Raw genomic sequence first — 26,893 nt, 5'->3', positions numbered from 1 at the left:
AATTATTTTTGAACTAACTTCACCTAAAAAAAGAGTGAAGGCATTAGGGCGTTTGGCGCATAACCATGACACTATCTTAAATTCTATGTATTTTGAATCTATCCCAAAAAATATGGTGTATGCTGAAGGAATATCAACGTAATTAAAAAAATATGGAGCAAAGGATTCTTGTTACGTATCGGTATAATGTTGATAACAAATTAATGGTAGTTTAAGATGCATGGTAATGTTACATATTAGTATGATGTGAATGCAAAACGATTGTTGAATCTTTCTAGTAAAAATAGAATAGCTGCATTAAAAATTTACAATGAACCTTATGCTATAGGAAAAGAAAGAGGGAATTGTTGATGTGGATAGCGTTTCTAGAATTTTTAGAGTTTATTATAGTTTTGAGTTTAAGTCTTATATTAACATTGGTCGTTTTTTTTCAAGAAAATTATCTGTTTGATATTAAAGAAAGTATTACTAATAATAGGATCTTGTTAATTATTCAAGTCACACGTATTTTAATGGGAATGTGGATAGTATTTGTTACGGAAACTACTATAATTGCTGTCTCAAAAGTGACTGCAATTCAATTAATTATTTTACTTCTTTTTTGGGCATGCTCGAAGTATGTACAAAAAACTCGTGAAAATTGGCTAATCACTATAGTTGCTTTTGTTATTTATGGTGTTGGTACATACATGTATATTCAGTTTGCTTTTAGAGGCTATTAATATATCATCAGAAAAGTTAGTGGTTAGAAAGATGCATTTGTTAAATGTGTATATGAAGGAAGAGCAAATATAGGCTCTTTTTTCTTTATATATAGGATAGGACATGTATCTAATCCTCGTTGGACAAATCAAAATAGAGAGCGGAAGGAATTATATGAACAAAAAAGAATTAAAATTAAAGCTACTGCAAGGTCTAATTGAAGATTTTTCTGCTATGTAATATTTAGAGGTCCTAAATATTTTTAGTTGTGGGGATGTACCTACAATAAGTTTTATAGAAACATTGTGTAGATTAAAGTAGTTCTCTTTTACAGAAAGTAATGTTGTAGATGATAATTTTAGTGTCTGTAAAGGGATAGAATTTGGTAGCTTTATGGATAAGAGGCATTATTCGCATAAAAATAAGAGTTTTAATGGTAAATAGGAGGTTATTATAATGAAATTCCCAAAAGATGAAGATGGACAAGTATTAAATATGTTATACAAGCAAGGTATAGATTTTAATAAAAAACATATAGTAGATTTCTTTATTGCAATTCCTGATCAAGGTAATGGAGAAAAAATAATTGGCAGACTACAAGCGCTGGGCTTAAATTGTGAGTTAGATTATAATGAAGAATTTGAAGATTGGACATGTACTTGTTCTAAAGAAATGTTCTTAATTTATGAGGATATCGTAGAGATGCAAAAGGAATTGAATAAACTGGGTGAAGAGTTTGGTGGATATACAGATGGTTGGGATACATTTGTGTAATATTGAATTTATTTATCGTGATAAAACAAATTACATGGAGTAAAGAAACAATTTATGGAAAGAAGGGCTTATATAAGTTCTTCTTTCTTTGTATATATTAAGATATCTTAGTGGTAGAAACGTATATGATATGTGGGCGGGGGGCTACCGGTAAAAGCCCGATTGGTAAGGACTAATTAAAGTTTCACTTTATATAGGATTTGAGAGAGTAAGATATAAGATATATTGTTTGTAGCGGAGATCTTGAATGAAGGGAGCGTGTGATAATTGGCAATGATGGATGAACAATTCGAGAATTATCTTGTTATGTGTTATGACAAATTAGAAAGTAAACAGCAAAAATTCATTTCGGATTATAATATCTATAACTTTGATGAGTATTGGTATGATCAAGATCGATGTATATTACAGTTTGAAAAAAATGGTCAAGTGTTACTTGAATTTAGTGTTGTTTTTATAGGGTCTTGGTCTGGAAAGAGTAACAGTTGGATGTGGTCTTGGGCTAATGAGAATGTGGCTGATTATGCAAGAAGTAAGTCTAACTGTTTGAAAGATCTACAAAATATTACAGGAAATGAAGTTTTTATAAATTCACTTTTTGAATGTGATCAAGAAATGGCGTATGAGCTAGCAGCCTTTTCCATTGAATATTTAGATGCAGAAGGAGTGTATATAGCACCAGGTGAGAGAAGTGATGTATTTATGGCTGTTATGTCACCGTGTGCGTTGTGAGTAGAGCATATTAAAAATATAGATAAGGTAGAATGAAAAAGGAGTACAGTTTAATAAATTAATAAAAGGTATCATAGGTCCCCGATGCATGGTGATAAATTTAAAGGAGTGAATTATATTGCTTGAAGTAAAGTTTTACGATTGGAAAAAAAAACGTCCTAAAAAACATTATTTGCTTGTACATGAAATTAGAATTTTTGAGCTAATTTTCTCAAAGAAAGTTAGCGAGTTTGAGATGGGATTAAGAGAGATTGAAAAAGTAACTGTCTTTTGTTTAGCTAACGAAAACACTGATATTTCATATGAAGTGAATAGAGCTTTGGGTGAAATTCGTATATATGTTCCATATGATTTTATGGACTTTTTAGCATTAAATTCAGTTGAAGAGAAATACAAAGAGTTTTGCAAATTAGTACGCCAATATGTTGTCCCTGGACTTGAAGAAAACTCTACTCTTTCATCATCTGTTGTTAAAGGGTATATAGAGGAATCTTTAGATGAAATTGTGAAGCAAAACTATGAAGGAATATTTTTAGTTGGGAAGACACCTAAGAAAAGCCCAGGCCGTAAGAAGATAGCGATATTAAAAGGAATTCATCGTGTTAAAGGTTTCCAGCTACGATGTGAAGTGTATGATGAAAAGGGATTAAAGATTCGAGATCAACTATTGGTGGAAGAGGTAGGTAACGAAATGGTATATTCTAGATTCTTAGGGACATTAAAATGGGAAAGTGAAAATCTAATAGTAGTTCAATCTAAATCCAGTAGTTGGAAAGAAGAAATCTATCTTTAATAACAAGGTTATATAGTAGAAAGAGGGTTGTAGAGCATAAATGAATTTTTTTCGAAAAAATAAATTAAGTGACATTCAGAAAAAATACTATGAACATTTTGGAGAGCCGATTCAATTTGTTAATTATTATAGCCGTGGATCGGTTATGTATTTTCAAACGGATGATACGCTTTATTATGTTAATTTACTGAATGTATGAGGTGATAAATGTGAATGAACGTCTAAAGAAAATTGCAATGTTAAGAGAAAGGGTAGAGGAAAAGGCTACTAGAGAAAAGTTTTTAATGTTATGTCCGTCTATAAAAGAATTTGAGATTATTAGCGGGAAGAAAATTGCTTCATTAGTAAACTTTTTAATTGATGAAACACCGAATCCTATCAAAGTTATGAGTGAATTAAATGCTGAACAAGTTATCAATGAAATAAAAGAATTTGAACGTGAATTAACTAGTTTATTGTCTAAGAAGATTATTGTATGGTATGCACATGAAAATTGGGACTTTGGTGTGCAATTAGAATTAGAAGATTTCATGTTATATACAAAAGAAGTATTACATTTCATTGGATATGACGATGCTCAAAGAGGATTAATTTATTCTAGTCTTATTGTAGTAGATGAAGCAATGAGAAGTGCTTTTTCTTTTCTAAAGAATGAGTATAATGTCGAGATAGTACTATGGAAAGAAAGCTGAGTGTATTAGAGTGTTTTGAAACAAATTGGATGAATGGTTGAGTTTATTATTAGAAGAAGTGGTGCGTGGTTTAGTGTGATAGAAAGAAAAAGAGAGTCTTCAAGGGATATGTATAAGAGAGTAAAGGAGAGAAAATATGTCTTTTTATAAAGAGGAAATAAAAGGGGATAAATTGATTATAAGTGATGAAAGCATTGATATTTTAATGGATGCTTTTCAAGAGATTGAAAAGATATATAATGAAGGGCCTCGCAGATTACCACATATAAATGAGTTAGAGATTATGTTGAAAAATGCATTAGAAATGCAGAGTGATAGTTTTTCTTTAGAGGAACAAGAAGTAGTAGATTGTAAGTTTAAATTAAAGAAACGTCGCAAAAAATCATTTAAGCCAGGGATAGTTTTTGCGATAAATCTTAAAAATATTAATAAGTATGGGTACGGAATGTTAGTGAAAGGACAAAATGTTACGAGGCCATATGATGGGGAAACATATGTAGAATATTTTTCTTTATTTACAGATGAAAAAATACGGATAAGCGAGTTTAAAAACTATTACAAGAATCAAAAAGAAGTATTATTTACGGCGTATACTGCCTGGTCTGGTTGGTTAGATGGTGATTGGAAAATTATTGGTGGATTACCAATGGAATTGTTTGATCCGGGGGAGTATAATCTTCCAGATTTTGTGTTTGAGAATAAGAATCAGGGGAATTATTTTGTGAGCCGAGGGAGAGCAGATGGTCCTTTAATCGATTTTGAAATGGTTAGTGAAGAAGAAGGTAAGAAAATTAAAAATCCTTCAGGGATAGCAGGACAATATGTTATAGAAGATTGGTTGGAAGAGAAATATAGCGTTTTATAAAAAAGAATGTTTTTGTGTTGAAGAGATAGCGGATTTTACTTGTATTTGAAAGGAGTAATAATATGGATATGTATGAGCTAGCTACTGGTGTAGATTCAAAAGAAAAATTAGTAGAATTCCTGTTTTATCTTCAAAAAGATTTTAAAGAAAATAAAGATGAGTGGGAGAATATAACGTTAGAAAATTACTTAGAATCATTGGAAGCATGGCTAAGTGATTGTGATGGTGCTTTTCAAAATAAAGATGAAGAGATGCCTAAAAATATATCATGGAATTTCATAGCGACGGTATTACTCGCGGGATCTTATTATGAATAAGGAAGACATAAAAAATGGGGTGTCTATATGATTAAACTGGTTAAGCAAGAAAAGGATAAAATGTTGTTTTGGGAAATATGGAAAGAGGCGGAGAAAACTTTAATTGTACATTGTGGCTGTGTTGGTGATACAGGTGAAATGTATGAAATAGAACTGTATCCATTTCAACGTGTTGAAAAAGAAATGAAAGAGTTAGCGGATGAACAGTTGGCGGATGGCTATAAGGTACTCGATGAGGAAGAGCTAATAGAATTTGTTTTGCAATATGATTACATAGAAAATCAGTTGGAAGAAGTATTGGAAAAACGAAACCAAGTTCAAGAGATAATGGATGAAGCGTTAGGGTGGTCTGGAAATGGCCATTGTGATGGTGGAGATATTGGTAGCGGGACGATTAACATATTTAACTTTGTAATTGACGTTGATAAAGCGTTGAAAACAATTCTAAATGAATTAGAAAATCAGCAGTTGTTAGATGGTGTGAAGATTGCCTATGTAAACGATGAGGAAGATTATGTACAGATTTATCCTAGTGAAGGTGAATTTGATTTACTATAAATCTAGTGAGTAGAGGTGCCGAATGTATGTATCAGGAGTAGGTATTTTTGAAGATAATCTATCTGAAGATATAAAGTTTGATTTCCAAGATTTGATTAGTGAAGGCTATAGCTCAGAAGAAGCTACTGAGATGATGGTGAATACATATATTTCATCTTTACGAAAACATGAAGAAAATATTTTTTGGCTAGCGTTGGCTGCAATTCAATGGGAACTAGGAAGATTGAATCCTCAAGTTAAGGAAAAAGCCATTTGTATTATTGAAAGTAAATCAGATTTAAAACGATGGTGGAGAGAACCGGAATTAAAGAAGAAAAGAGAGCTTGTTTTGGAGAAATTAAAAAAGAATTTAGTTTCACCTTTCCCAAAACCGAAAAAGGTAAAAAGAAGAGTAATTCTAAAAACTGAGCTGGAAATTGGAGATGTAATTACGTATCGGTTATTAAGCGGGCAGTACATTATACTAAAAGTCGTGGGTGTGAATGAGTATGCTGGAAATGCATATCCAGTATTGATGTTATGTGACTGGATTGGACGAAATATTCCTGATAAAGATGAAATTCTCACGATGGGAATGAAAGAAGGATTAAATCAATATTTTCAAAAAGGATTTCAGTACATAGAAGTGTTTCCATTAAAGAAAAAGAGTTATCCAAAAGAACGTATTTGCCTTGTATATAAAAATATAGAGGTACCGTCAAAGGATGCATATCCAATTATGTCTTTAGCGTGGGATGAGTTTGATGATGATATTGAAGAATATTATGAATTAAAATAAAAAGCGATAAAACATGAAATGAAAAATGCACCGAAATTATTGAGTGCATTTTTTATAATCTTTATATATTTTGCTGCATTAATTCCAAAATGTGCATCACAATATAACATGTGAAATTTTAAAATACCAGTTAATACCCGATTGATTTAACTAATAAAATAATGAGTAGGGGATGAAGCCCCCCCACTCATTAAAGTTTTACTTTATTTTTTCTCTACTAACTTTTTATTCTTCCAATCTAGTGTAAATGATTTATTAAATGTTTTTTGATCAACGTCTTTTACGTTGTTTCCAACCCAGTTTGCAGTTCCGAATGTGTAGCCTGGACGAAGTTGGTAATCGTCGGCGTGTTTTGTATAAGCGACTTGTAAGTTAGATTGATCTGTATTTTTTTCAGAGATAACAACAGCAATCATACCAGGAGAGAAACCGCTATTTGTTAATGCTGGAAGTTGATCCATCGGTATTAAATTACCTTTTGCATCAGATTCATATAGGTATGTGCGAGAGTACATGAAAAGTTGGTTTCCATATAAAGAATGATAGGAGTCACGTGTGTAAATACCCCAGTTTTGATTGTTATATCCGTTAAAGAATACGTTCCACTTTACGTTTTTGTTTGTTTGGTCAATTAAATTTGTTTTATAACTAGTTTGTTTATAGCTTACAGAGTCAGACCAAGTGACTTGACCAGTTGCACCAGCTTCACCGCTAGGGCCATTAGGCGTTACAGAAGCTTTAACAGAGCCACCAAGTTGATAAGATACGCTAGATGTTACAGTCGTTTCTTCTACAGCATTTGTAGGTGCTACGTTAAAGAAACGAGCGCTGTTATCTTGAAGGTTAAATGCAACATCATATTGTGAAGGATAACGTAATGTTGCACTAGCACCAGGGATTGGGTAGTTATCAATAGGTGCATCACTTATAGTAGGATTTGCTTTTAGAAAACTACCAGTTGTATTAATAACGGCAATCTGTTTATCAGCGCTCGGGTCATCGATAAAAGTTACCTTTAAAGACATTGTCATATTATCAGCTTGATCATTATTAAATGTATTATAGCTCGTATGTGTTTTTGCATTTTGCCCGATATCTGTTACAACTTGTGACGTCGTTTGAGCGTAAGCAGCAGGTGTTGAAAGAGTTACAGCGCTACTAGCAAAAACAGCGGATAATGCTAAACACTTTAAGTATGTTTTAGAACGTTTCATACAATCACTTCCTTTTATCTTTGTCGATATATGTCGTATTGCATTTATATCGTAACATGAAAATAAAACGGAATGGATGGTTATGCATAATTGCATAGGTGAGTTTTGAACGATAAAGATAATAGAATTTCATCCAACACTTAAGACTCAAAAATGTCCATTACAGCCGTTCTTAAAAATTTTAAGATAATATGTTTATCAATGTTCTTATTATGAAGATTGAAGCGCTTAATATTTACGTTATAAGTGCATAACAAGTTATAATAAAAGAAATCAATAAGGAGGCTGGCTGTGAAGAATCTTCGTTATCTCAATATATTTACCATATTAATTATATACACACTACTTATGTTTTACATCGGCTGGAACGGATGGGTTTGGCTTCATGCGGTATTTGGCTGGGAATCTTGGGGATATTATGCTTTTATAGTTGCATTTATTTCATATGCGTACATTCTCGTGCAAGTGTTTAAGTTTTTGCCATTTCTGCGAACGATAGGTTCGATTTGGTTTGCGGTTATACAATATGCGCTTATGCTGTTGCCATTAGCTAATATTATGGTCTTTCTTTTACAGTTTTCAGTAGAGAAAGAAGCGGCAATTATTTGGACAGGGGCGGCTGTGATAGCTGCATTTATCTTTATCTTTGCGTATGGAGTATTTAATGCGTATAGCCCGGTAGTAAGAAAGTACGAGGTGCACATATCGAAAAAGGTAGAGGGACGTAAAAGTTTACGCATTGCGATGGCTTCTGATATGCATTTCGGTAAACTGTCTGGCGTTTCGCATTTAAAAAGACTTGTTCGTCATGTAAATGAGATGGAGCCCGATATTATTTTGCTACCAGGTGATATTATCGATGATCATCCAGGTGTGTTCATTCAAAAGAATATGGGACCAATCATGAAACAAATGAAAGCACCATTAGGCGTATATGGTGTTTTAGGGAACCATGAATACTACGGTAGAGCGGTTCCAGAGTTTTTACAAGAGATGGATAAGATTGATATTCGTATTCTTTTAGATGAAGTAATTACAATTGAAGATGACTTTTATCTCGTTGGAAGAAGAGATAAAACAGAGCGAGATCGTCAAAGCTTTGAACAATTAATGAGTACGGTAGATAAATCGATGCCTGTTATCGCAATGGATCACCAGCCATTTGAGTTGAAACAAGCAGCAGCGGCAGGTGTAGATTTATTATTATCCGGTCATACACACCGCGGACAAATGGCGCCCAATCATATTGTAACGAGAAGAATGTACGAGCTAGACTGGGGATACGCACAAAAAGGTGCATTCCACGCGATTGTTTCTTCTGGTTTCGGATTCTGGGGACCACCGCTTAGACTTGGTAGTAGGTCGGAAATTGTGCAGGTAGAAGTTACATTTGAATAGGGGTTATGAAATAGAGAGCTGATGGCTCTCTATTTTTTTAAATAAAAACAAATAACAATAAATATTTATGTTGGTGCTAATTTCATAAAAGAGATAAGATTATAAGACTCGATTAAAATAAAGGGGGATTGTAAGTGATCATATCAGATGTACTATACGGAGAATTTGAAGTGGATCAAGTAGTAGAAGAATTAATTTCAAGTAAGTCTATGCAAAGGCTAAAAGGTATTCATCAAAATGGCGCAAGTTACTTAATGAACGAGAAATGGAATGTAACGCGCTTTGATCATTCAGTTGGTGTTATGTTATTAGTTAAAAAATTAGGTGGTTCAGTAAAAGAACAGATTGCTAGTTTACTGCATGACGTATCGCATACTGCTTTTTCCCATGTGATTGATTACGTTTTTGATAATGAAGATGAAAGTTATCATGAAGAGATATTTAGTTCTGTTGTGAAAAACTCAGAAATTCCAGCGATTCTTGCGAAGTATGGTTATAACTATGAAGATATTTTGTTAGATGATTCGAAATGGACGTTACTCGAAAGGTCAGCACCAGAATTATGCGCAGACAGAGTGGATTATACATTACGAGATATGTATACATATGGGTATGTTTCTTTAGAAGAAGTTCACAGTTTTTTAGAAGATGTCATCGCTGTAGATGGGAAAATGGTTGTTCAAAGTGTCGAAATGGCAGAATGGTTTACAGAAACGTATTACAAGGAAGTAATCGATTTCTTTATGGAACCAATGAATATTTACGGAAATGATATGTTAGCGAAAACGTTAAAGGTAGCTCTTCATAAAAGGATTATTCATGCAGATGATTTTCTTCTTGAAGATGAGGAGCTTATTTCGAAATTGCAGCAATGTAATGACCCCGAAGTAGAAGCTTTATTAAGCAAAGTTCATCCAAATGTAAAGGTAAAAGAAGATAGAAACGATTATGATTTACATCAGAAAAATAAAGTGCGTCTTATTGATCCGCCGTTACTTCGTGAAGGGAAAATCGTTCAGTCATCTGTTGTGTCAGAAAACATAAGACAGATAAGTGATATTGCTTATGAAAAAGCGGTGAGAGGGATGTATGTGAAAGTGATTTCGAATTAAAAAAGAAGTAGCGCATCGTTTTTAGAGCGCTACTTCTTTTTTATTAATGATCAAACCAATTCCAAATCTCAATATCTCCAAGAGTCGCATAACGTACGTGCGGGGAGTTTTGTAATTTTAATAACTCTTTCGATGGGCCAGTAATAACAATTCCGTATACTTTTACACCGTTGTCCTTTACATATTGATAACGTTTATCTAAGTTTAGTTCTTTCTCAGAAAGCGCTGCTATTTTGCTTACCGTTTTTTTATGGATAGAAAGGATGCGCATCATTTCGGTTACTTTGTCTTCTTGCGTTTTCTGCCCGTCAGTTTCATTAGCGAGGAATCTTACATGTTCTGGAAACCCTATAGCTTCTCCGCCATGTAGGATATAGTCATCTACATTTTTTCTTTCTTGTCCTGTATCTAAAGCATACCATAAAGGAGTTGGAGGGAGTTCTTGTGCCTCAAATATGCTATATAAAAGCGGTTCTAATTCTTTTAAAGTGTAAGCTTTATCAAAAGAAATTGCTACTTCTGCAACGGTTCCATCATGTACTTTTGCAAGTGTATCCCATACTTTTTTTGATGAATCCTTTAAATAATCACCCTGCTCTGTTTTTGGATGAACAAAGAAGAGTTTTGGTTGATAGAACGGATTCATCCAAGTTCGCTTCGTAACATCTACAGATGATAAGAAGCTTTTTGTTTCTATTGTACCGAGGGGCATTTCTTTTTTACCGACGGTTCGTACTAAATCAAATTGGCTATTCGTACGGAAAAAAGCTTCTACACTTGTTCCGCCTCCCATAACACGGCTATTTGGGATCGTTGCTTCAAGTGCAAGCGAAGGAACCTCTCTAATTTCTTCTAGCCTTTTATCATTATTAGCTTGAAAATAAAAGGCTGATAATACCCCGCCGATTATATAGATAACGATGCAAATTGATAATATAAAACCAAACGTTTGTAAACGATGTTTCCACTTAATCTTCCAAAAAGGAACTTTAAAATCTTTTGGAGGTAACTTTTTCTTAATTGGTTCTGTTTTTGTTAACAGCTCATCTAAGTAAGCTTCACACTCTTCACATGACTCAATATGACTTTCTAACAGTTCTTGTTCATCATGCGTGAGCGTTCCATTTTCATACTTCTTCCATAGTTTTTTAAATTCTGTACAACCCATCCGTATCACTCCTTTATGCTTTTCGTGTCTTTCCGTCCCCTGTGTAATTCAATTTTCACTTTCGCTAATGAGAGACCAGTCATTTCTGCTATTTCCTTATAGGAGAATCCATAGTAATCTCGTAGTAGTAGGACATTTCGTCTTTCGAGCGGAAGAGCGTATAAACTGTCTAACCAACTAGCAATCTCATGTTTTACGAAATATTCATGTTCTGTACTTGGCACGTTTGGTAAATGGAATTCTTCCACTGTAGTTGTTTTATACTTTTTTTCTTTTCGATACCAATCGATAAAGGCATTGTAGGCAATTGTAAATAACCACGGCCTAATTTCTTCTCCTTTATAATAGTCAATATGGACGAGCATTCGGTAAAATGTTTCTTGCATGAGATCTTCCGCATAGTGGGAATCTCCGGTTAGGGAGAGAAGATAGCGAAATAAATCTTGCATATGCTCTGAGTAAATTTCTTCTAATGATTGTTTACGTTTCACTACATTTCCCTCCCTTCATACATAACAACGAAATACATATAAAAAAGTTACAATTTTTTATGGAATTATAGTAAAAAACGTCAAGAATTGGATTGCGTTCTCTTTTATCATAATACATATAAGGCGGGTGAACAGAGATGGAAAGCTATGAAACACAAATTCAAAGGTCAATTGATTATATTGAGGAAGATGTAATGGAAAAACAAACGCTGCGTAATTTAGCGCGGGTTGCAGGTTTTTCTGAGTCTCATTTTCATCGTGTATTTCAGGCGTTAGTAGGTGATACGGTAATGGAGTATGTTCGAAAGAGGAGGTTAGCCCGGGCAGCTTATCAACTTTCTCATACGGATGAAAAAGTTATTGATATCGCGTTTGAACATGGCTTTCAATCTCACGAAACGTTCACGAGAGCCTTTAAAAAATTATTTCAAATGACACCGAGTGAATATCGAAAACAAGAAATCGAAACACCGATGTATTACAGAGTAAATGTAAAGCAAAGAAAATTAAATCCGTATTTAGGAGGCATACAAATGGAATATCGTATTGTAAATAAACCAGAATTTTTAGTGGCGGGTTATGAACTGAAGACGACAAGTAAAGAAGGGAAAAACCATCAAGACATTCCAGCATTTTGGCAAGAATATTTACAAAAAGATCTTGGAACGACGATTCCGAATCGTAAAGATACGAGCCAATGGGTAGAGCTTGGATTATGTACTGATTTTAATTTAGAAACAGGAGACTTCACTTATATTATCGGAATGGAAGTTACAGACTTTGAAAATGTACCAAATGAAATTGCAAAGCGTACTTTCCCGGCAGCAACATATGCAGTATTTACAACGCCGAAAGTTCCTCATGAAGAAATGGTATCGTCTATCCACCAAACTTGGAATGCAGTATTCTCAGAATGGTTTCCGCATTCAGGCTATGAACATTGCGGAGTTACAGAGTTTGAATTATACGATGAGCGTTGCCACGAAGATAAGAGTGAGTTTGCACAAGTAGAGCTTTGGATACCGGTGAAGAAAAAATAATAGGGTAAGAGCGAATCATTGGGAGATGGTTCGCTTTTTTTATAAGTGGATTGTTAAATTTGTATTGTTTTATCTGTAATACATATGAAAATGGTAAAATAAAATAGCAATTAAATATTGCGGGTGGAAGGTTATGCCCTTTCTTCATTTTGTGAAGAAAGGAGGTGCAATCGTATGGAATTTCTTTTGCAAATTTTGTTGGAAATTACAAAAACTATAGCTAGAGAAGGTATAGTTTTTGGATTTAAGAAATTAACGGCAAAAAAAGCGCAAAAAGAAGACCACCCGTCTGCCTGCGAAGCGTGGGAAGTCTTCTAAGCGCAAATAAGCTTTAGTTGCAACCTTCCACCTTGCGGTAATTAGTTGCAGTGACGGGGTGTTGGAAGCACCTCGTCTACTTCATTTTATGCAAAACTTAGTTAGTTTATACTTCTATTTATAGTATAACAGTTTAGAAATGTATTTGTTAATAGTTTTATTTTTACTTTGTATAGTAGGGAAGCAGGTTAGTATTGTCGGTTTTTGTCGGTAAGTCGATATATCTAGAAAATCGCTGATATAATTCGAGTTGCGCTGATATATTCAAAAAATCGCTGATATAATTCGAGTTGCGCTGATATATTCAAAAAATCGCCGGTATAATTTCATATACCGTTAAAACACCTCAAAAAAAACGATTCGCATAATTTCAATTACCGCGAAATTCTCCCAGAAAAGAAAAAAAGACGCCACATAGCGTCTTTCCTACGAACGAAACGGAAATACAAGAATAATCGTCGTTCCTTTTCCGAGTGCACTATCAACGGAAATTGTTCCGTTATGAGCATGAACGAGCTGTTTTGTAATGGCTAGGCCAAGTCCAGTTCCGATGTTGCTTTCTTCTGTGTTTGTTCCGCGGTAATATCGTTCAAATAGAAGTTCTTTCGTTTTTTCATCCATTCCTTTTCCATCATCTGAAATGGAGAGTGTAAAGGAATTAGCGTTTTGTGATAGTTTTACGATGACAGTAGTTGTTTCATTATTATGTTTTACAGCATTTACGAGTAAGTTTTCGATAATACGCTGGAACCATTTTTCTTCAATGAAATATTGAATTTTATTTGAGCTCGGTACGAATTCAATATTTTGATTTTGGAGTGTTGGATTGTTAATAAATTGCAATAATACTTTTTGAACGAACTGATTGATTTCAACGTTTACGTGTTGGGCAGGAAGGCTGTTATTTTTTAATTGATACGTTAAGCTTAAATCATCAATTAATGTCGTCATATATTGAGATTTCTCTTTCATAACACTACCAAATTGCTGAATATCACGATCAGTCCAGTTATATTGATTCGATTCGAGTAATAATGCGTAGCCATATATAGAGCTAAGTGGTGTTTTTAAATCATGCGTTAGACCGGTAATCCATTCTTCTCGTGTTTGCTGGAGTACTTGCCTCATCGCATCATTTTTTTTGAGTGTAATAGAAAGGTGTTCTAGTGAACTTGTTACATCTCTAAACAAACGGAATGACCATTTTTCTTTACCAGATCGCCGGAACCTGACAGGTTTTCCTTTTTTACTAATAGGTTCTTCATACTTTCCACCAGCGATATTTTTTAGCCAGCGCATCGCATGTAATAACGGTTTTCCGAATTTATTACCGTACCAAATAGAAAGAATGACTAAATAAACAAATACGATAAGAAGGATTAATCCGCATCCGATGAGAAACTTCTTAGTAAATACATCTTCAATTTCGTCATCTGGATAGTAGTGCTCATTTTTTGCAGTTACAACGAGAAGGTTGCCACTATTTGCATCGTAAAAGCTAGACGTGTTTTCTTTATGATTCCACGGTTCTTTTTCATTAAGGGCAATTTGTATTGCTGAAAATGTTTTTTTCTTTCCAGTTGGATAGGAAAAAACCTCTTCGCCATTTTGATTAAATATTTGAAGTGCTGCTTTTTCTTTAGACAGTAACTGTTTTTCTTGATCTGTTAATGTGAACGAATCCATCGTTAAAGAGGAGTGATCCTTTTGAATTGCTGTAAGTAACGCATTGCTTTTTAACATACCACCATAAATAACAAGTGCTTTCTTTTCTTCTAATTCAATTTCCCAATATGTAAATTTATAATTGCTTTCGATATGATGTTGTATATATGCGACTAAAGATGTCTTCGTATAAGCATTCGGAACATCATTTGGTGTATTAAAGTGGTAGAGGATTTTTCCGTTTTCATCTACAACTTGGAGCCAATCATTTTTCTCCTTTATTAAATCTTGCACTTCAGATTGTAACGAAATATGCCCATCTTCTGAAGAGATGTATCTTGAAATTGTAAAACTATCAGAATCTGGAATGTTAGGTTCGTATAAAGTACTAGTAAGAAGAAAAATTAAATAAGTAAAAGCAGCAACTACAGCGATAAGTAATGTAACTAAAACAAAAACGTGTTGCATGATAAATTGAATAATAAGTCGTTTATTAAAATTCATATCGTCACCCTACTTTGTAACGAACTTATAACCAAGGCCGCGAACGGTTTTTATATATTCTGGTTTACTTGGATCATGTTCAATTTTTTCACGTAGTTTTCGAATGTGGACCATAACAGTGTTGTCATCGCCATTATAGGCAGGTGCTCCCCAAACTTTTTCGTATATTTCCTCTTTCGAAAATACGTAGTTCGGATTCTCGCAAAAGAAGAGTAGTAGTTGAAAGAGTTGAGCGGAGCATTCGACAATGTGCCCATCTACTGTTAGTTCTGCAGAGTGCTGATCAATTTCAAATCTTCCAAATGAAATCGAGTGTGATTTTTGTTCGTGTGGTATGGTTTGTTTCATATGTCTCCGAAGCTGTGCTTTCATGCGTGCTACTACTTCTAATGGATTAAAGGGCTTCGTAATATAATCATCTGCACCGTATGAAAATCCGGATATTTTATCTAAATCAGATGCTTTTGCTGATAGGAAGAAAATTGGACAATCTGTTTGTTGGCGAATGATTGGACAAATATCAAAACCAGATTGTCCAGGAAGCATTACATCTAAAATAATTAAATCGTAATTGTTTTGCTTAGTTAGAGATAAAGCTATTTCAGCTGATGTTGCAGTTGTAATATGAGAAAAGCCTTCTTTTTCAAGAATGGTAGTTAGTAATTGTAAAATTGCTGTTTCATCATCAACGAGTAAAATATTTGCTTGGTACATAAACATCCCTCCTAATTTCCTCGAATATCATATCATCATTTTGTAACTTATGGAATTTTTAAGGAAATTTTAAGGTTTTCTTTCGCAAAAAATTAAGAATCAAATGATATGATAAAAGTAACATAGGGGAGGAGATGAGTGTGAATCCGTTTCAAGTGATGCGAGCTAGATATTTTTTAATTGTATTTGCACTATTAATTTTAATAGCGAGAAGTAGTGGCGAGTTACTAACAAGTATATTTCATATACAAAATTCTTCTTTTATAAATATCCTTATATTCTATATCCTTCCGATGGTATGGATTTCTTATGAGTATAGAAAGCACCACATTTCATTTTCATTATTTGTTAATAAAAATGAAACATTTAACTTGGTACAAGTTTTATACATTACGGTTATGTTATGCATGTTTAGTTACGGGTATCTTATTTTGTATATGTATAGTTTTGCATGGATTACACCGGACTTTATTATGAACGCCCTGCATGAACCAATTGTAGATAGTACTGGGGGATATGTATCTCAAGTCATTAGGGTCGTATTCATCGCACCAATTATCGGGGAATTTGTTTTTCGCGGATTTTTACTTCAACGTTTTGCAACAAAATGGGGAACGAGCATAGCGACCATCGTTGTAGCAATATTGTTTGCGTTGTTACATGTTGATTTCCTCGGTGCAGCCATATTCAGCATCGTATTGTCAATCGTATATATTCGTACGAAAAGTTTACTCATGCCAATTGCAATACATATGTTAAACAATGCATTTGTAATAGGTGCGTCTTTTCTAATAAGTAGAGAAAAAATTATTAGTTTTGCCGATTTCTCAAATTATACGACATTCTTTCCTGGACTTATTATTTTTATAACAGGATTAAACTTAGTACTTATCTTTTTATTTGTTAATCGCAAATATTGGAGTAAAGAAGTGCCGGTTATATATGCAGAGCAGGAAAAGAGCTTTTCAGATGTAGTCGGGAGTAAATAAGATGAAGAAGACGGTTGAAAAAATATTAAAAGACATTATAGATTCTACGTCTATTACAGATATGTGTGATAAAAGCGTTTGTCATTGGCTTCAACCTGTAGTAGATACGATTGTGTTTCCAGAGTATTACTTATTTTCTAGTACTCATTTAAAAGAAAATATTATTTCTCTTCTTATTGTGTTCGGGGTTTTACTAATATTTGGTCTAATTGTAGAAGAAATGATGAAGCGCATCTTCAAAAAGAATGAAGAGAAGTATATGTGGATTCATAAAGTATTCGAGAAAGTAATGGTGGCTTTCCTTTTGTTTTATGGTATAAAAACAATCATTTACTTTATAGCTTTGAAACATCATTAATTCGAAATTTGAAAGGGATGTATAAAATTATATGAATGAAACGATATCATCAAATAAGTTTTTTTATTTGATTTTACTTAGTCTAGTGTTAATAACGACAGTGAATGTTATTTTGCGCTGGGAGGAAGCTTATTTTTTCATGTATTTAGCGCTCCATTTGCTAGGGATTTTATGTATAAGTGGTGGAGTCGTTACTGAAAAAAAGAATGAAGAAAGCGTTAACTATATGTGTGTGATCGGTCTTGTTTTACTTTTAGCCGTACAGGGTATTATGAAATATAGTTCTTTCTCTTTACAAGATTTTAGTTTATTAATAGATGTACTTCCTTAAAGAGGCTTTTTATTTTATCTAAAAAGGAAGTAGGGTACGTGTTGGTTTGTAAGTGTACGGATTGTGAACCGAAGAAAGTGTTTAAAGATAGGTAAAACTCTTCTTATGTAGAAGAGTTTTTTTATGTAAATAAAAAGATCCAGAGCAATTCACATAATAAGCTTGTTCTAATTTAGCGTGTACGAACTTACAATAATAATAGACAGGCAGCATAGAGGAGGGAATAGCGTGAAGAAGGTTATCGGTTGGTCGCTTTTTTTGTACGTTGGATTTGCGTTACTTATATATTGGTATTTATTTGGATGGAATCATGAACTTATTCCGGACATGTATAAGGGAACGAGTGCAGATCCAGAAACGTTTATGAGTACGAGAGAGCTTACGCTAAGCCAAGATTATTCGCGCGTGAAAAATTTACTATACTTTTTAGCGGCGCCTCTTGAATGGATTATTTTATTATTTGTACTTGTGCTAGGTATTTCAAGAAAGTTTGAGAAATGGTCGAAGGAAACGACTAAAATAAGTGTTTTGCAAGTTGCGATTTATTTCTTTTATTTATCATTACTGACAACAGTGCTTGCCTTACCGATGCAATGGATTGGCCGGAAAGTGTCCGTTGATTACGGCATTTCAACACAAAGTACACAAAGCTGGATAAAAGATCATGTTATCGGTTTTTGGGAAAGTTATGCGACTATGTTAATCGTAGTTACCGTTCTATTATGGCTTATCCGTAAATTTCCGAAGAGATGGTGGCTCGCAGGATGGGCGCTCTCTGTTCCATTTACAATCTTTTTAACATTCATACAGCCTGTCGTTATTGATCCACTGTATAACGACTTCTCGACGCTGAAAAATAAAGAATTAGAAACGAAAATTTTAGCGATAGCAGACAAAGCGGACATTCCTGCTAAACACGTATATGAAGTAAATATGTCAGAAAAAACGAATGCATTAAATGCTTACGTAACAGGAATTGGCCCTAACGCCCGTATTGTAATGTGGGATACAACACTTAAGCAGTTAAAAGATAAAGAGATTTTATTTATAATGGCCCATGAAATGGGGCATTATGTTATGAAACATATATATTTTGGCGTTGCAAGTTATGTATTGCTATCGTTTATAGGTATGTTTTTAATTAGTCGTATTATAAATATGTGTATTCGCAAATGGGGAGATACATTGCAAATTTCAAAAGTAGCATGTTTCTCCATGTTACCTTTATTTTTCTTAATTTCTTCTGTCCTCTCTTTTGCAGCACAACCAGCAACAAACTACGTTTCACGTATAGAAGAAAGAGCGGCAGATCAATATGCTTTAAATATGACGAAGGATGGGAAATCTGGTGTGAAAACTTTTCAATATTTATCAAAAACAAGTTTAAGCCAAGTAAATCCGCCTGCGTTAGTAAAATTTTTCTTATACACGCACCCACCAATTTTTGAAAGAATTCATACGTTTGAACAATATGAGAAACAAAGCAAAAAGGAGTAGCATGATAGCTACTTCTTTTTTTATAGAGATATAAGTTTCATATTGGGAATATTTATCATTGCTTTTTATTACGATTTTGTAAATAATAAGCTATAAAATTCTAAAAATCTATATATAAAGGAATAAAGGTGGAAAAATGTATTTTTTACAAAATTTAAAAGTGAAATATAAATTATTAGCGCTTATTTCATTAGCAGTTTTAGGTATGGTAATTATGAGCAGTGTAGCAATTCATTCTATTAATAAGATTAAGCACGATACAGAGGTTGTAGTAGATGATTATCAATATTCTGCAATTTTATTAGAAGGAATGCTTCGTACACAAAATTCATTAGAATATAACTTACTAGAATTAATTACGGCATCACAAAATGAAGTGGCAAATAAAGAGGGGATAATTGATAATATTGAAAAGGATCTTAAAAAATATGATTCTTTATTAAAAGAATATGATGATGGTTTTAATTTAAGTAAGCAAGAGGATGAACTATTTCAGAAGATGAAGAAATCTTTGCCAAGTTATAAAGATACATATAAAAAATTATTTGAAAAGGCGAAGGCAACAAATGAGCCACAAATGGTAAATGAATTTCAGAAGGAATTAAAACCGAAGGGAATAGAGTTAGCTGGTTATGCAGTGGATCTAGAATCGTATGTTTCAAATTTAGCTGACCAAGTATTTAAAGATTCTCAAAAAATGATTGATCGTTCCGTTATTACCTTTATCATTCTTGTAGTAGTTACTACAATCGTTATATGTATAGTAAGTTATATTATTAGCAAGCTCATAGTTGCTCCTTTACAAACGGTTAGTCGTATGATGGAAAGAGCGAAAGAAGGAGATTTAACCGTACATGGTGATTATACTGCTAAGGATGAATTAGGTGTATTAGTAAGTAATTTTAACGAGATGATTGCAGGGCTAAGAACAAATATGCAAGAAGTAGAGAATAATATTCAGCTTTTATTCCAACATGCAGACGGAGTAGTATCTGCATCAGAAGTATCTAGTAGTGCAGCGAAGAAAATCACTATGGATATTGAAGAAGTTGCAAATGGTGCAGAGAGTCAAATGCAAGCAATGGAACAAACTGCGGGTGCGATGGAAGAGTTGACGCAAGGAATGCAGAGTATAGTCAATACATCATCCTCTGTAAATGAATTATCTGCTCAATCAGCATTAGATGCAGAGAGTGGTAACAAATTAATGAAACAAATGATTCAACAGATGGATACAATCCAAAATTCGGTACATAGCGGTGTGAAACAAGTAGAGACTATGAAAGAACAATCAGAAGAAATTGTTAAAATCATTGATGTTATGCAAGGTATTACCTCCCAGATTAACTTATTAGCATTAAACGCCGCAATTGAGGCTGCACGTGCTGGTGAAAGTGGTAGAGGATTTGCAATTGTGGCAGATGAAGTGCGGAAATTAGCAGAACAATCTAGTGATTCTGCAAAACAAATTGAGAATCTTATTACTCAAGTTATGGGAACAACGAACCATACGGTACATATGATGGGGAAAGTAGATAATGAGGTACAGGCAGGTACACAAGTAGTAATGCATACAGAAAAAGTATTTGGAACAATTACAGAAAAAGTACAGCAAGTATCTGAGCAAATTCAAACGGTATCTATGTCTACAGATGAAATTGCAGCGAGTAGTGAGGAAATCTCGGCTTCTGCAGAAGACATGGCTCAAATTTCCCAAAGATCATCTGACCGAACTGATAGGGTAAAAGAGTCTATTCAACAGCAAGAAAAATCTGTTCAAGAGATTTCGGTTTCAATTGAACATATGCATAACGCAGCAGGAAAATTAAAACAAATAGTTGCCCAATTTACTCTTCAAAAGTAGTAGCATATTTGAGTGTTAATAAATATAAAAAAATCATCCTCTTTTAAGAAAAAAGGATGATTTTTTTATCCCGCTATTTGCTGGGCAGTAAGACCCCACCTCAAAAATCAGCGAAAACGAGTTATCAGTGAAGGGGAATGCTACCTCTGAAATATAAACCATGAATATAGTAGCCTCCACTATGTATCTCCTTTAGGTGCCAATAAAGGGAAGTTATAAAGTGAAAAGGAGTTTATAAAGAGATTGTAGAATGTTTTAGTATATAACACCTTAGATGTGACAACTTCCTTTTTGAAAAAGAAAGAAGGGAGTATAAAGCAGAAAGGTAGTGGAAATATTTCTTCTAGAAGATTTACATTTTATCTTACATTCACCAAAAAATAATACTCCTGAAACAATGAAGTTCATTTTATTTGAATGAAATAGGGAGAGAGGACAATGAAGAAAAAAATATTGGGTGTAATGATGATTGCGACAATGGCAGGAGGTATATTTGCAGGGACGAATGTGACGCCTGTAAAAGCGGAAGAGTATCCACAAATGATTGTGTTTGAAGATGTTCCATACGGATTTTGGGCATATGATGCTATTATGGATTTAGCATATCATAAAATTATATTAGGGTATGGAAACGGGAAGTATGGTGTTGGCGATCTTATAACACGTGAACAAGTAGCTGGGACTATTTACAGAACACTTGAGATAAAAGAAGAAGGGCCAGTAGCGAATCCGTATAAAGATGTTTCTGATAGTACAACAACTTTTAAAAAGGAAATTTTAGCGTTAACAAAACGTGGTGTTTTTACAGGGGATGGCCAAGGGGATTTTAGGCCGAAAGCACCAATCTCTAGAGCGGAAATGGCTGTCATTTTAAAACGAGCATTTAATTTTGAAACGAAACAAAAACATACATTTAAAGATATTCCAAAAGGTCACTGGGCAGAAGATGCAATTAGTGCGTTACAATCTAATAATGTTGTGAGAGGAACTGGGAATGGCATGTATGAATTAAATCGCCCTGTACCTAGAGAACAATATGCTCAGTTTATTAATAATGCGATTATTAATTATCATTTGAAAGAGGATTGGAAGTAGAGTGAAATATGAAAGCACAAATAGAAAAATTTGTGCTTTTTTGTTTGTTTAAAAAAGAATTATTATTCGTATTTATGTATTTTTATGGTTATAAACAAGCTTTATAATCAACCCGATGAAAAAGACATGATGTGTAATATGATTCACAAAACCGTCACGAAATGTGTCGGAAAATATATTGTCACTATACCATTTATTCTGTATATTTTTAAAAAAACATATACATATTGGGGAGATAATTTGATGAGCAAAAAATTATTAAAAACAGCTACAGCATTAACAATTATGGGTGGGGTGTTATTCTCAGCAGAGAGTAATAGTGTAAAAGCGGAAAGTGCACCGTTGCAAAAAGCAAATACAATTGTATTTAAAGATGTACCAAAAGGACATTGGGCATATGAGGCAATTCATGAATTAGCGGAACAAGAAATAATTTTGGGATATGGCGATGGAATATTCGGTTTTGGGGATAATGTAACACGTGAGCAAGTTGCAGCTTTAATTTACCGTGTGTTTGATATGGAAGAACAAGATGAATATGAAAACCCATATGGAGATATCGATGAAAATTCAACAAGCTTTATCGAGGAGATATTGGCTTTAACGGAAATCGGAATTTTCCAGGGAGACGAGAATGGAAACTTTAGACCGAAGGCGACGTTAACGCGTGCAGAAATGGCACAAGTTCTTACGAATGCTTTTGACTTACAGGCAAAGGGATCTCATAACTTTAATGATGTTTCAGCAAATTCATGGGCAACGAATGCAATTAGTGCAGTACAAACAAATGGTATTACAATGGGAATCGGAGAAGGTAAATTCGGTCCGTCTATGAAGGTAACGAGAGAACAATACGCACAGTTTTTACATAGAGCAATATTGCATGATATGGAACAAGGGCAGTAATAAAGTTTAACTAGTCAAAGTGAAATTCAAAAATAATACAAAAAGGTCGTTGTTGTATAACAGTGGCCTTTTTTGTATGAAATAAAGCGCGAAAGAATGGCGTTTTGAAAAAAAACGAAATGAATTTTCAAAAAAAACTTCCTTTTCTGAAGATTTGTTATATAATATAAAACATGAAATCAAATCTGTTATAAAACAGTTTAAGAAGGGGATGCTAATATGTCGACGCAAACTTCACGGGTTACACTCGTTGGAGAAATGTTACCAGCGTACAGCGAAATATTGACACCTGAGGTGCTTAGTTTTTTGAAGGAACTACATGAGAATTTTAATGAGCGCCGCATAGAACTTTTACAAAAACGTGTAGAAAAACAAAAGAGAATTGATGCAGGGGAGTTTCCGAAGTTTCTAGAAGAAACAAAACACATACGTGAAGCGGATTGGACAATTGCCAAGCTGCCAAAAGACTTAGAGGATCGCCGTGTAGAGATTACTGGACCGGTAGATAGAAAGATGGTCATTAACGCTTTAAATTCAGGAGCGCATCTTTTTATGGCGGATTTTGAAGATTCGAATTCACCAACTTGGGAAAATGCAGTGGAAGGCCAAATCAATTTACGAGATGCAGTAAAGGGAACGATTTCACATGAAAATGATAAAGGGAAAGAATATAGATTAAATGAGAAAACAGCTGTACTCATTGTACGTCCAAGAGGATGGCATTTAGAGGAAAAGCATATGCAAGTTGATGGGAAAAATATGTCGGGTAGCTTAGTAGACTTCGGTTTGTACTTTTTCCATAATGCGAAAGCTCTTTTAGCAAAAGGGAGCAGCCCATACTTTTACTTACCGAAAATGGAAAGTTATTTAGAAGCGAGATTATGGAATGATGTATTCGTATTTGCTCAAAAATATATCGGCATTCCAAATGGAACGATTAAAGCAACTGTGTTACTGGAAACGATTCACGCTTCGTTTGAAATGGATGAAATTTTGTATGAGCTAAAAGATCATTCTGCTGGCTTAAACTGCGGAAGATGGGATTATATTTTTAGCTTTTTAAAGAGTTTCCGTAATCATAATAAATTCTTACTACCAGATAGAGCACAAGTCACGATGACGGCGCCATTTATGCGTTCGTATTCTTTGAAAGTAATTCAAACATGTCACCGCCGTAATGCACCAGCAATTGGAGGAATGGCGGCACAAATTCCGATTAAAAATAATCCAGAAGCAAATGAAGCAGCTTTTGAAAAAGTGCGTGCTGATAAGGAACGCGAAGCTTTAGACGGTCATGACGGGACTTGGGTTGCCCACCCTGGACTTGTACCGGTTGCAATGGAAGTGTTTAATCACATTATGAAAACACCAAATCAAATTTTTAGAAAACGTGAAGAAATATGTGTAACAGAAAGCGATTTACTAGAGGTACCGGTGGGAACGATTACAGAAGAGGGCCTTCGCATGAATATTAGCGTAGGTATTCAATATATTGCATCTTGGTTAAGCGGACGGGGAGCAGCACCCATTTATAACTTAATGGAAGATGCGGCAACAGCTGAAATTTCAAGAGCACAAGTATGGCAATGGATTCGTCATGAAGGTGGAAAACTAAATGATGGTCGTAATATTACGCTTGAATTAATGGAAGAATTAAAAGAAGAAGAATTAGCAAAAATAGAAAGAGAGATTGGTAAGGAAGCCTTTAAGAAAGGGAGATTCCAAGAGGCGACAACGTTGTTTACAAATCTCGTTCGAAATGATGAATTCGTACCATTTTTAACATTACCGGGTTATGAAATTTTATAAAAAATGAAAAGGGGATGGAACAAATGAAAAACGAAAGAATCGAGAAGTTACAAGAAAGCTGGGAATTAGATGAGCGTTGGAAAGGGATCACACGTCCATATTCGGCAGAAGATGTAATTCGCCTGCGCGGGTCAATTGATATTGAACATACGTTAGCGCGTCGTGGTGCTGAGAAGCTTTGGACATCGCTTCATACAGAAGACTATATTAACGCACTTGGCGCATTAACAGGAAACCAAGCGATGCAACAAGTAAAAGCTGGGTTAAAAGCGATTTACTTAAGTGGTTGGCAAGTAGCAGCTGATGCAAACCTTTCTGGGCATATGTATCCAGACCAAAGTTTATATCCAGCGAACAGCGTACCTGCTGTAGTAAAACGAATTAATCAAACGCTTCAACGTGCGGATCAAATTCAGCATATGGAAGGAAGCGATGATACAGACTATTTCGTACCGATTGTAGCAGATGCTGAAGCTGGATTTGGTGGGCAATTAAATGTATTCGAACTGATGAAAGGTATGATTGAAGCAGGTGCATCAGGTGTGCATTTTGAAGATCAATTATCTTCAGAGAAAAAATGTGGCCATTTAGGCGGAAAAGTACTACTACCAACGCAAACAGCAGTACGCAATTTAATTTCTGCACGCCTTGCAGCAGATGTAATGGGAGTGCCGACAATTATCGTTGCAAGAACAGATGCGGATGCAGCTGATTTAATTACGAGCGATATTGATCCTGTTGATAAAGCATTTATTACAGGAGAAAGAACACCAGAAGGATTTTACCGTACGAATGCAGGTCTTGATCAAGCAATTGCGCGCGGTTTAGCGTATGCACCGTACGCAGACCTCGTTTGGTGTGAAACGTCAGAACCAAATTTAGAAGATGCAAAACGATTTGCGGACGCAATTCATAAGGAGCATCCAGGGAAGCTACTTGCATATAACTGCTCACCTTCATTCAACTGGAAACAAAAACTAGATGAAAAAACAATTGCAAGCTTCCAAAAGGAAATCGCATCTTACGGTTACAAGTTCCAATTCGTAACACTTGCTGGATTCCATTCATTAAATTACGGTATGTTTGAACTAGCACGTGGCTATAAAGAGCGCGGCATGGCAGCATACTCTGAACTACAACAAGCAGAATTCGCAGCTGAAAAACATGGCTACTCTGCAACACGTCATCAACGCGAAGTAGGAACAGGTTACTTTGATGAAGTGGCACAAGTGATTACAGGCGGAACTTCATCAACGACAGCGTTAAAAGGATCTACGGAAGAAGCACAGTTTACGAAATAAAAGGAAGGGGCACCTTTTTGAAAGGTGCCCCTTGTTATTTTCTAAACGATTCGAAAAGAGAGATTGAGTTTTCGGCAAAAAACGATACTAACTTTTCTTTATTACTAAATCAACTCCACTCAGCCCTATGATCACGAATAAACTTCATATCTTTCTCATAATGCTCTAGATGTCCTTCATCGATCATTCTTTGGAAATTCAAGTCGCCTTCTTGAGCTTTTCGTTTCATATATGTACATAACCCTTCTAATCGAAGCAACACCATTCCTAAGTAATCTTCATCCATATTTTTATCATAGGACTGAACGAACAAATTCACTCTCTCTTTAATACGATCTGCATGTTGCGATGAGTCATAATGAACGGCTTCACCGGATTCTGTATAATATACTCTACTTAAAGGCACACAAGTATAAAGTGTATAAGCGATATCCCATAGTCTTGGACCAGGAGCAGCAACATCGAAATCAATAATCCCTACTGGCTTCTCATTATTAAAAATAATGTTATATATGGCAAAATCATTGTGACATAAAACCTCAATGTTATTTGGAGTATGATCCATCGGTTTCCAATCATCTAATAACGGAAAATCACTTACAGCATCATGGTAAAGGCGGAGCATCTTTGCTATTTCTTTTAATACATCATTAGATCGCATATATTCTTTTAAAGGATAATTGCCAGCTTCTCCTTCAATAAAGGATAAAATCTCTCTATCCTTTTCATCTACACCTAAAAACTTTGGAGCATAATGAAATCCTTTGTTTTCTAAATGTTGCAATAGCTTATGAATCTTTTCACTGCCTGGCTTTAACTCTCGCCGAACAGTATTTTCAGAACGATATACGCTTGAGACGTTTCCCCCTGTTAGCCTTTCTTCTTTAGCGTAGTTTGACATGTGAAAA

Annotated in this window: 29 protein-coding genes and 2 pseudogenes; 24 read left to right on the top strand and 7 right to left on the bottom strand. The window is 34.5% G+C overall.

The window, feature by feature from the left end; translation table 11 throughout:
* The first annotated feature begins 350 nt into the window (after positions 1-350).
* The 10 genes from HMAS_RS18585 (at position 351) to HMAS_RS18545 (ending at position 6,211) form a co-directional block, all read left to right on the top strand.
* On the top strand, positions 351-722 hold the full coding sequence (locus HMAS_RS18585) for a hypothetical protein (protein WP_044306664.1): 372 nt from the start codon (positions 351-353) through the stop codon (positions 720-722).
* 436 nt (positions 723-1,158) lie between these two features.
* Complete coding sequence (locus HMAS_RS18580) at positions 1,159-1,476, top strand: ribonuclease E inhibitor RraB (protein ID WP_044306663.1); 318 nt, start codon at positions 1,159-1,161, stop codon at positions 1,474-1,476.
* A 267-nt stretch (positions 1,477-1,743) separates the two neighbouring features.
* Complete coding sequence (locus HMAS_RS18575; protein WP_044306662.1) at positions 1,744-2,208, top strand: DUF6882 domain-containing protein; 465 nt, start codon at positions 1,744-1,746, stop codon at positions 2,206-2,208.
* A 118-nt stretch (positions 2,209-2,326) separates the two neighbouring features.
* Entirely contained in the window at positions 2,327-3,001 is a 675-nt protein-coding gene (locus HMAS_RS18570) for a hypothetical protein (protein WP_044306661.1), read from the top strand.
* 40 nt (positions 3,002-3,041) lie between these two features.
* Positions 3,042-3,200, top strand: a complete 159-nt coding sequence (locus tag HMAS_RS27765; RefSeq protein ID WP_162871155.1) for a hypothetical protein — start codon at positions 3,042-3,044, stop codon at positions 3,198-3,200.
* Positions 3,201-3,210: 10 nt separating this feature from the next.
* Positions 3,211-3,693 (top strand): hypothetical protein, encoded by a 483-nt coding sequence (locus HMAS_RS18565; RefSeq protein WP_016122081.1) that lies wholly within the window; start codon positions 3,211-3,213, stop codon positions 3,691-3,693.
* 136 nt (positions 3,694-3,829) lie between these two features.
* Positions 3,830-4,558 (top strand): Imm26 family immunity protein, encoded by a 729-nt coding sequence (locus HMAS_RS18560; protein ID WP_048558827.1) that lies wholly within the window; start codon positions 3,830-3,832, stop codon positions 4,556-4,558.
* 62 nt (positions 4,559-4,620) lie between these two features.
* Positions 4,621-4,875 carry a DUF7660 family protein gene (locus HMAS_RS18555; RefSeq protein WP_048558826.1) on the top strand — a complete coding sequence of 85 codons (255 nt, stop codon included), beginning with the start codon at positions 4,621-4,623 and terminating at the stop codon, positions 4,873-4,875.
* A 27-nt stretch (positions 4,876-4,902) separates the two neighbouring features.
* Entirely contained in the window at positions 4,903-5,433 is a 531-nt protein-coding gene (locus tag HMAS_RS18550; RefSeq protein WP_116344953.1) for a hypothetical protein, read from the top strand.
* A gap of 22 nt (positions 5,434-5,455) precedes the next feature.
* Positions 5,456-6,211, top strand: coding sequence for a hypothetical protein (locus tag HMAS_RS18545; RefSeq protein ID WP_000289514.1), 756 nt, complete (start codon positions 5,456-5,458; stop codon positions 6,209-6,211).
* Positions 6,212-6,414: 203 nt separating this feature from the next.
* Here HMAS_RS18545 and cytK2 read toward each other — a convergent pair whose 3' ends face one another.
* Entirely contained in the window at positions 6,415-7,425 is a 1,011-nt protein-coding gene (gene cytK2 / locus HMAS_RS18540; protein ID WP_048558825.1) for a beta-channel forming cytolysin CytK2, read from the bottom strand.
* 143 nt (positions 7,426-7,568) lie between these two features.
* Positions 7,569-7,682, bottom strand: a pseudogene (locus HMAS_RS28350) (TetR family transcriptional regulator); the annotation flags it as partial.
* A gap of 34 nt (positions 7,683-7,716) precedes the next feature.
* Here HMAS_RS28350 and HMAS_RS18530 point away from each other — a divergent pair.
* Entirely contained in the window at positions 7,717-8,823 is a 1,107-nt protein-coding gene (locus HMAS_RS18530; RefSeq protein ID WP_025709856.1) for a metallophosphoesterase, read from the top strand.
* Positions 8,824-8,957: 134 nt separating this feature from the next.
* Positions 8,958-9,935, top strand: coding sequence for an HD domain-containing protein (locus HMAS_RS18525; protein ID WP_025709857.1), 978 nt, complete (start codon positions 8,958-8,960; stop codon positions 9,933-9,935).
* 43 nt (positions 9,936-9,978) lie between these two features.
* On the opposite strand, the gene HMAS_RS18520 is transcribed toward HMAS_RS18525, so the two are convergent.
* Both HMAS_RS18520 and HMAS_RS18515 read right to left on the bottom strand, forming a co-directional pair.
* A complete protein-coding gene (locus tag HMAS_RS18520; protein ID WP_116344952.1) occupies positions 9,979-11,103 on the bottom strand; it encodes an anti-sigma factor in 1,125 nt (374 codons plus the stop codon).
* Between the two features lie 5 nt (positions 11,104-11,108).
* Entirely contained in the window at positions 11,109-11,594 is a 486-nt protein-coding gene (locus tag HMAS_RS18515; RefSeq protein ID WP_000824008.1) for an RNA polymerase sigma factor, read from the bottom strand.
* A gap of 137 nt (positions 11,595-11,731) precedes the next feature.
* Here HMAS_RS18515 and HMAS_RS18510 point away from each other — a divergent pair, with 137 nt between their 5' ends.
* Together HMAS_RS18510 and HMAS_RS27760 are read left to right on the top strand one after the other, a co-directional pair.
* On the top strand, positions 11,732-12,634 hold the full coding sequence (locus tag HMAS_RS18510; RefSeq protein WP_000446855.1) for an AraC family transcriptional regulator: 903 nt from the start codon (positions 11,732-11,734) through the stop codon (positions 12,632-12,634).
* 174 nt (positions 12,635-12,808) lie between these two features.
* Positions 12,809-12,952: a hypothetical protein gene (locus HMAS_RS27760; RefSeq protein ID WP_006916098.1), complete on the top strand. Its 144-nt coding sequence runs from the start codon at positions 12,809-12,811 to the stop codon at positions 12,950-12,952.
* Positions 12,953-13,378: 426 nt separating this feature from the next.
* On the opposite strand, the gene HMAS_RS18505 is transcribed toward HMAS_RS27760, so the two are convergent.
* Together HMAS_RS18505 and HMAS_RS18500 are read right to left on the bottom strand one after the other, a co-directional pair.
* Positions 13,379-15,121: a sensor histidine kinase gene (locus tag HMAS_RS18505; protein WP_025709892.1), complete on the bottom strand. Its 1,743-nt coding sequence runs from the start codon at positions 15,119-15,121 to the stop codon at positions 13,379-13,381.
* 9 nt (positions 15,122-15,130) lie between these two features.
* Positions 15,131-15,835 carry a response regulator transcription factor gene (locus HMAS_RS18500; protein ID WP_000283863.1) on the bottom strand — a complete coding sequence of 235 codons (705 nt, stop codon included), beginning with the start codon at positions 15,833-15,835 and terminating at the stop codon, positions 15,131-15,133.
* A 140-nt stretch (positions 15,836-15,975) separates the two neighbouring features.
* Between HMAS_RS18500 and HMAS_RS18495 the strand changes: the two genes are divergently transcribed.
* The 10 genes and pseudogenes from HMAS_RS18495 (at position 15,976) to aceA (ending at position 25,985) form a co-directional block, all read left to right on the top strand.
* Positions 15,976-16,824, top strand: a complete 849-nt coding sequence (locus HMAS_RS18495; RefSeq protein WP_025709859.1) for a CPBP family intramembrane glutamic endopeptidase — start codon at positions 15,976-15,978, stop codon at positions 16,822-16,824.
* A gap of 1 nt (position 16,825) precedes the next feature.
* Positions 16,826-17,182, top strand: coding sequence for a hypothetical protein (locus tag HMAS_RS18490; protein ID WP_000754332.1), 357 nt, complete (start codon positions 16,826-16,828; stop codon positions 17,180-17,182).
* Between the two features lie 31 nt (positions 17,183-17,213).
* On the top strand, positions 17,214-17,513 hold the full coding sequence (locus tag HMAS_RS18485; protein ID WP_001006050.1) for a DUF2101 family protein: 300 nt from the start codon (positions 17,214-17,216) through the stop codon (positions 17,511-17,513).
* 228 nt (positions 17,514-17,741) lie between these two features.
* Positions 17,742-19,010, top strand: a complete 1,269-nt coding sequence (locus HMAS_RS18480; RefSeq protein WP_025709860.1) for a M48 family metallopeptidase — start codon at positions 17,742-17,744, stop codon at positions 19,008-19,010.
* 136 nt (positions 19,011-19,146) lie between these two features.
* A pseudogene (locus tag HMAS_RS28425) lies at positions 19,147-19,926 on the top strand (MCP four helix bundle domain-containing protein); the annotation flags it as partial.
* Positions 19,921-20,874 (top strand): methyl-accepting chemotaxis protein, encoded by a 954-nt coding sequence (locus HMAS_RS28420; RefSeq protein ID WP_409194079.1) that lies wholly within the window; start codon positions 19,921-19,923, stop codon positions 20,872-20,874. The pseudogene HMAS_RS28425 and the gene HMAS_RS28420, both read left to right, overlap by 6 nt.
* Positions 20,875-21,312: 438 nt before the next feature.
* On the top strand, positions 21,313-21,969 hold the full coding sequence (locus tag HMAS_RS18470; protein WP_016082513.1) for an S-layer homology domain-containing protein: 657 nt from the start codon (positions 21,313-21,315) through the stop codon (positions 21,967-21,969).
* A 138-nt stretch (positions 21,970-22,107) separates the two neighbouring features.
* Positions 22,108-22,875 (top strand): S-layer homology domain-containing protein, encoded by a 768-nt coding sequence (locus HMAS_RS18465; protein ID WP_114159535.1) that lies wholly within the window; start codon positions 22,108-22,110, stop codon positions 22,873-22,875.
* A 219-nt stretch (positions 22,876-23,094) separates the two neighbouring features.
* Entirely contained in the window at positions 23,095-24,684 is a 1,590-nt protein-coding gene (gene aceB / locus HMAS_RS18460) for a malate synthase A (protein WP_116344951.1), read from the top strand.
* A 23-nt stretch (positions 24,685-24,707) separates the two neighbouring features.
* Positions 24,708-25,985, top strand: coding sequence for an isocitrate lyase (gene aceA / locus HMAS_RS18455; protein WP_000787346.1), 1,278 nt, complete (start codon positions 24,708-24,710; stop codon positions 25,983-25,985).
* Positions 25,986-26,094: 109 nt separating this feature from the next.
* On the opposite strand, the gene HMAS_RS18450 is transcribed toward aceA, so the two are convergent.
* Entirely contained in the window at positions 26,095-26,886 is a 792-nt protein-coding gene (locus tag HMAS_RS18450; protein WP_000073794.1) for a phosphotransferase, read from the bottom strand.
* Between the last annotated feature and the right edge of the window lie 7 nt (positions 26,887-26,893).

Origin of the sequence: Bacillus sp. HMA207 (genome assembly GCF_003402455.1) — a bacterium.
GTDB classification, from domain to species: Bacteria; Bacillota; Bacilli; order Bacillales; family Bacillaceae_G; genus Bacillus_A; species Bacillus_A cereus.
The sequence above is the reverse complement of the archived record's forward strand: the minus strand, read 5'-3'. Positions and strand labels throughout refer to the sequence as shown.

Bases quoted from the DNA above. Each gene is read 5' to 3' on its own strand.
- HMAS_RS18585 (WP_044306664.1), top strand. From the start codon at position 351: ATGTGGATAGCGTTTCTAGAATTTTTAGAGTTTATTATAGTTTTGAGT.
- HMAS_RS18580 (WP_044306663.1), top strand. From the start codon at position 1,159: ATGAAATTCCCAAAAGATGAAGATGGACAAGTATTAAATATGTTATAC.
- HMAS_RS27765 (WP_162871155.1), top strand. From the start codon at position 3,042: ATGAATTTTTTTCGAAAAAATAAATTAAGTGACATTCAGAAAAAATAC.
- HMAS_RS18560 (WP_048558827.1), top strand. From the start codon at position 3,830: ATGTCTTTTTATAAAGAGGAAATAAAAGGGGATAAATTGATTATAAGT.
- HMAS_RS18555 (WP_048558826.1), top strand. From the start codon at position 4,621: ATGGATATGTATGAGCTAGCTACTGGTGTAGATTCAAAAGAAAAATTA.
- HMAS_RS18550 (WP_116344953.1), top strand. From the start codon at position 4,903: ATGATTAAACTGGTTAAGCAAGAAAAGGATAAAATGTTGTTTTGGGAA.
- HMAS_RS18545 (WP_000289514.1), top strand. From the start codon at position 5,456: ATGTATGTATCAGGAGTAGGTATTTTTGAAGATAATCTATCTGAAGAT.
- cytK2 (WP_048558825.1), bottom strand. From the start codon at position 7,425: ATGAAACGTTCTAAAACATACTTAAAGTGTTTAGCATTATCCGCTGTT.
- HMAS_RS18520 (WP_116344952.1), bottom strand. From the start codon at position 11,103: ATGGGTTGTACAGAATTTAAAAAACTATGGAAGAAGTATGAAAATGGA.
- HMAS_RS18510 (WP_000446855.1), top strand. From the start codon at position 11,732: ATGGAAAGCTATGAAACACAAATTCAAAGGTCAATTGATTATATTGAG.
- HMAS_RS27760 (WP_006916098.1), top strand. From the start codon at position 12,809: ATGGAATTTCTTTTGCAAATTTTGTTGGAAATTACAAAAACTATAGCT.
- HMAS_RS18505 (WP_025709892.1), bottom strand. From the start codon at position 15,121: ATGAATTTTAATAAACGACTTATTATTCAATTTATCATGCAACACGTT.
- HMAS_RS18500 (WP_000283863.1), bottom strand. From the start codon at position 15,835: ATGTACCAAGCAAATATTTTACTCGTTGATGATGAAACAGCAATTTTA.
- HMAS_RS18490 (WP_000754332.1), top strand. From the start codon at position 16,826: ATGAAGAAGACGGTTGAAAAAATATTAAAAGACATTATAGATTCTACG.
- HMAS_RS18485 (WP_001006050.1), top strand. From the start codon at position 17,214: ATGAATGAAACGATATCATCAAATAAGTTTTTTTATTTGATTTTACTT.
- HMAS_RS28420 (WP_409194079.1), top strand. From the start codon at position 19,921: ATGATTGCAGGGCTAAGAACAAATATGCAAGAAGTAGAGAATAATATT.
- HMAS_RS18470 (WP_016082513.1), top strand. From the start codon at position 21,313: ATGAAGAAAAAAATATTGGGTGTAATGATGATTGCGACAATGGCAGGA.
- HMAS_RS18465 (WP_114159535.1), top strand. From the start codon at position 22,108: ATGATTCACAAAACCGTCACGAAATGTGTCGGAAAATATATTGTCACT.
- aceB (WP_116344951.1), top strand. From the start codon at position 23,095: ATGTCGACGCAAACTTCACGGGTTACACTCGTTGGAGAAATGTTACCA.
- aceA (WP_000787346.1), top strand. From the start codon at position 24,708: ATGAAAAACGAAAGAATCGAGAAGTTACAAGAAAGCTGGGAATTAGAT.
- HMAS_RS18450 (WP_000073794.1), bottom strand. From the start codon at position 26,886: ATGTCAAACTACGCTAAAGAAGAAAGGCTAACAGGGGGAAACGTCTCA.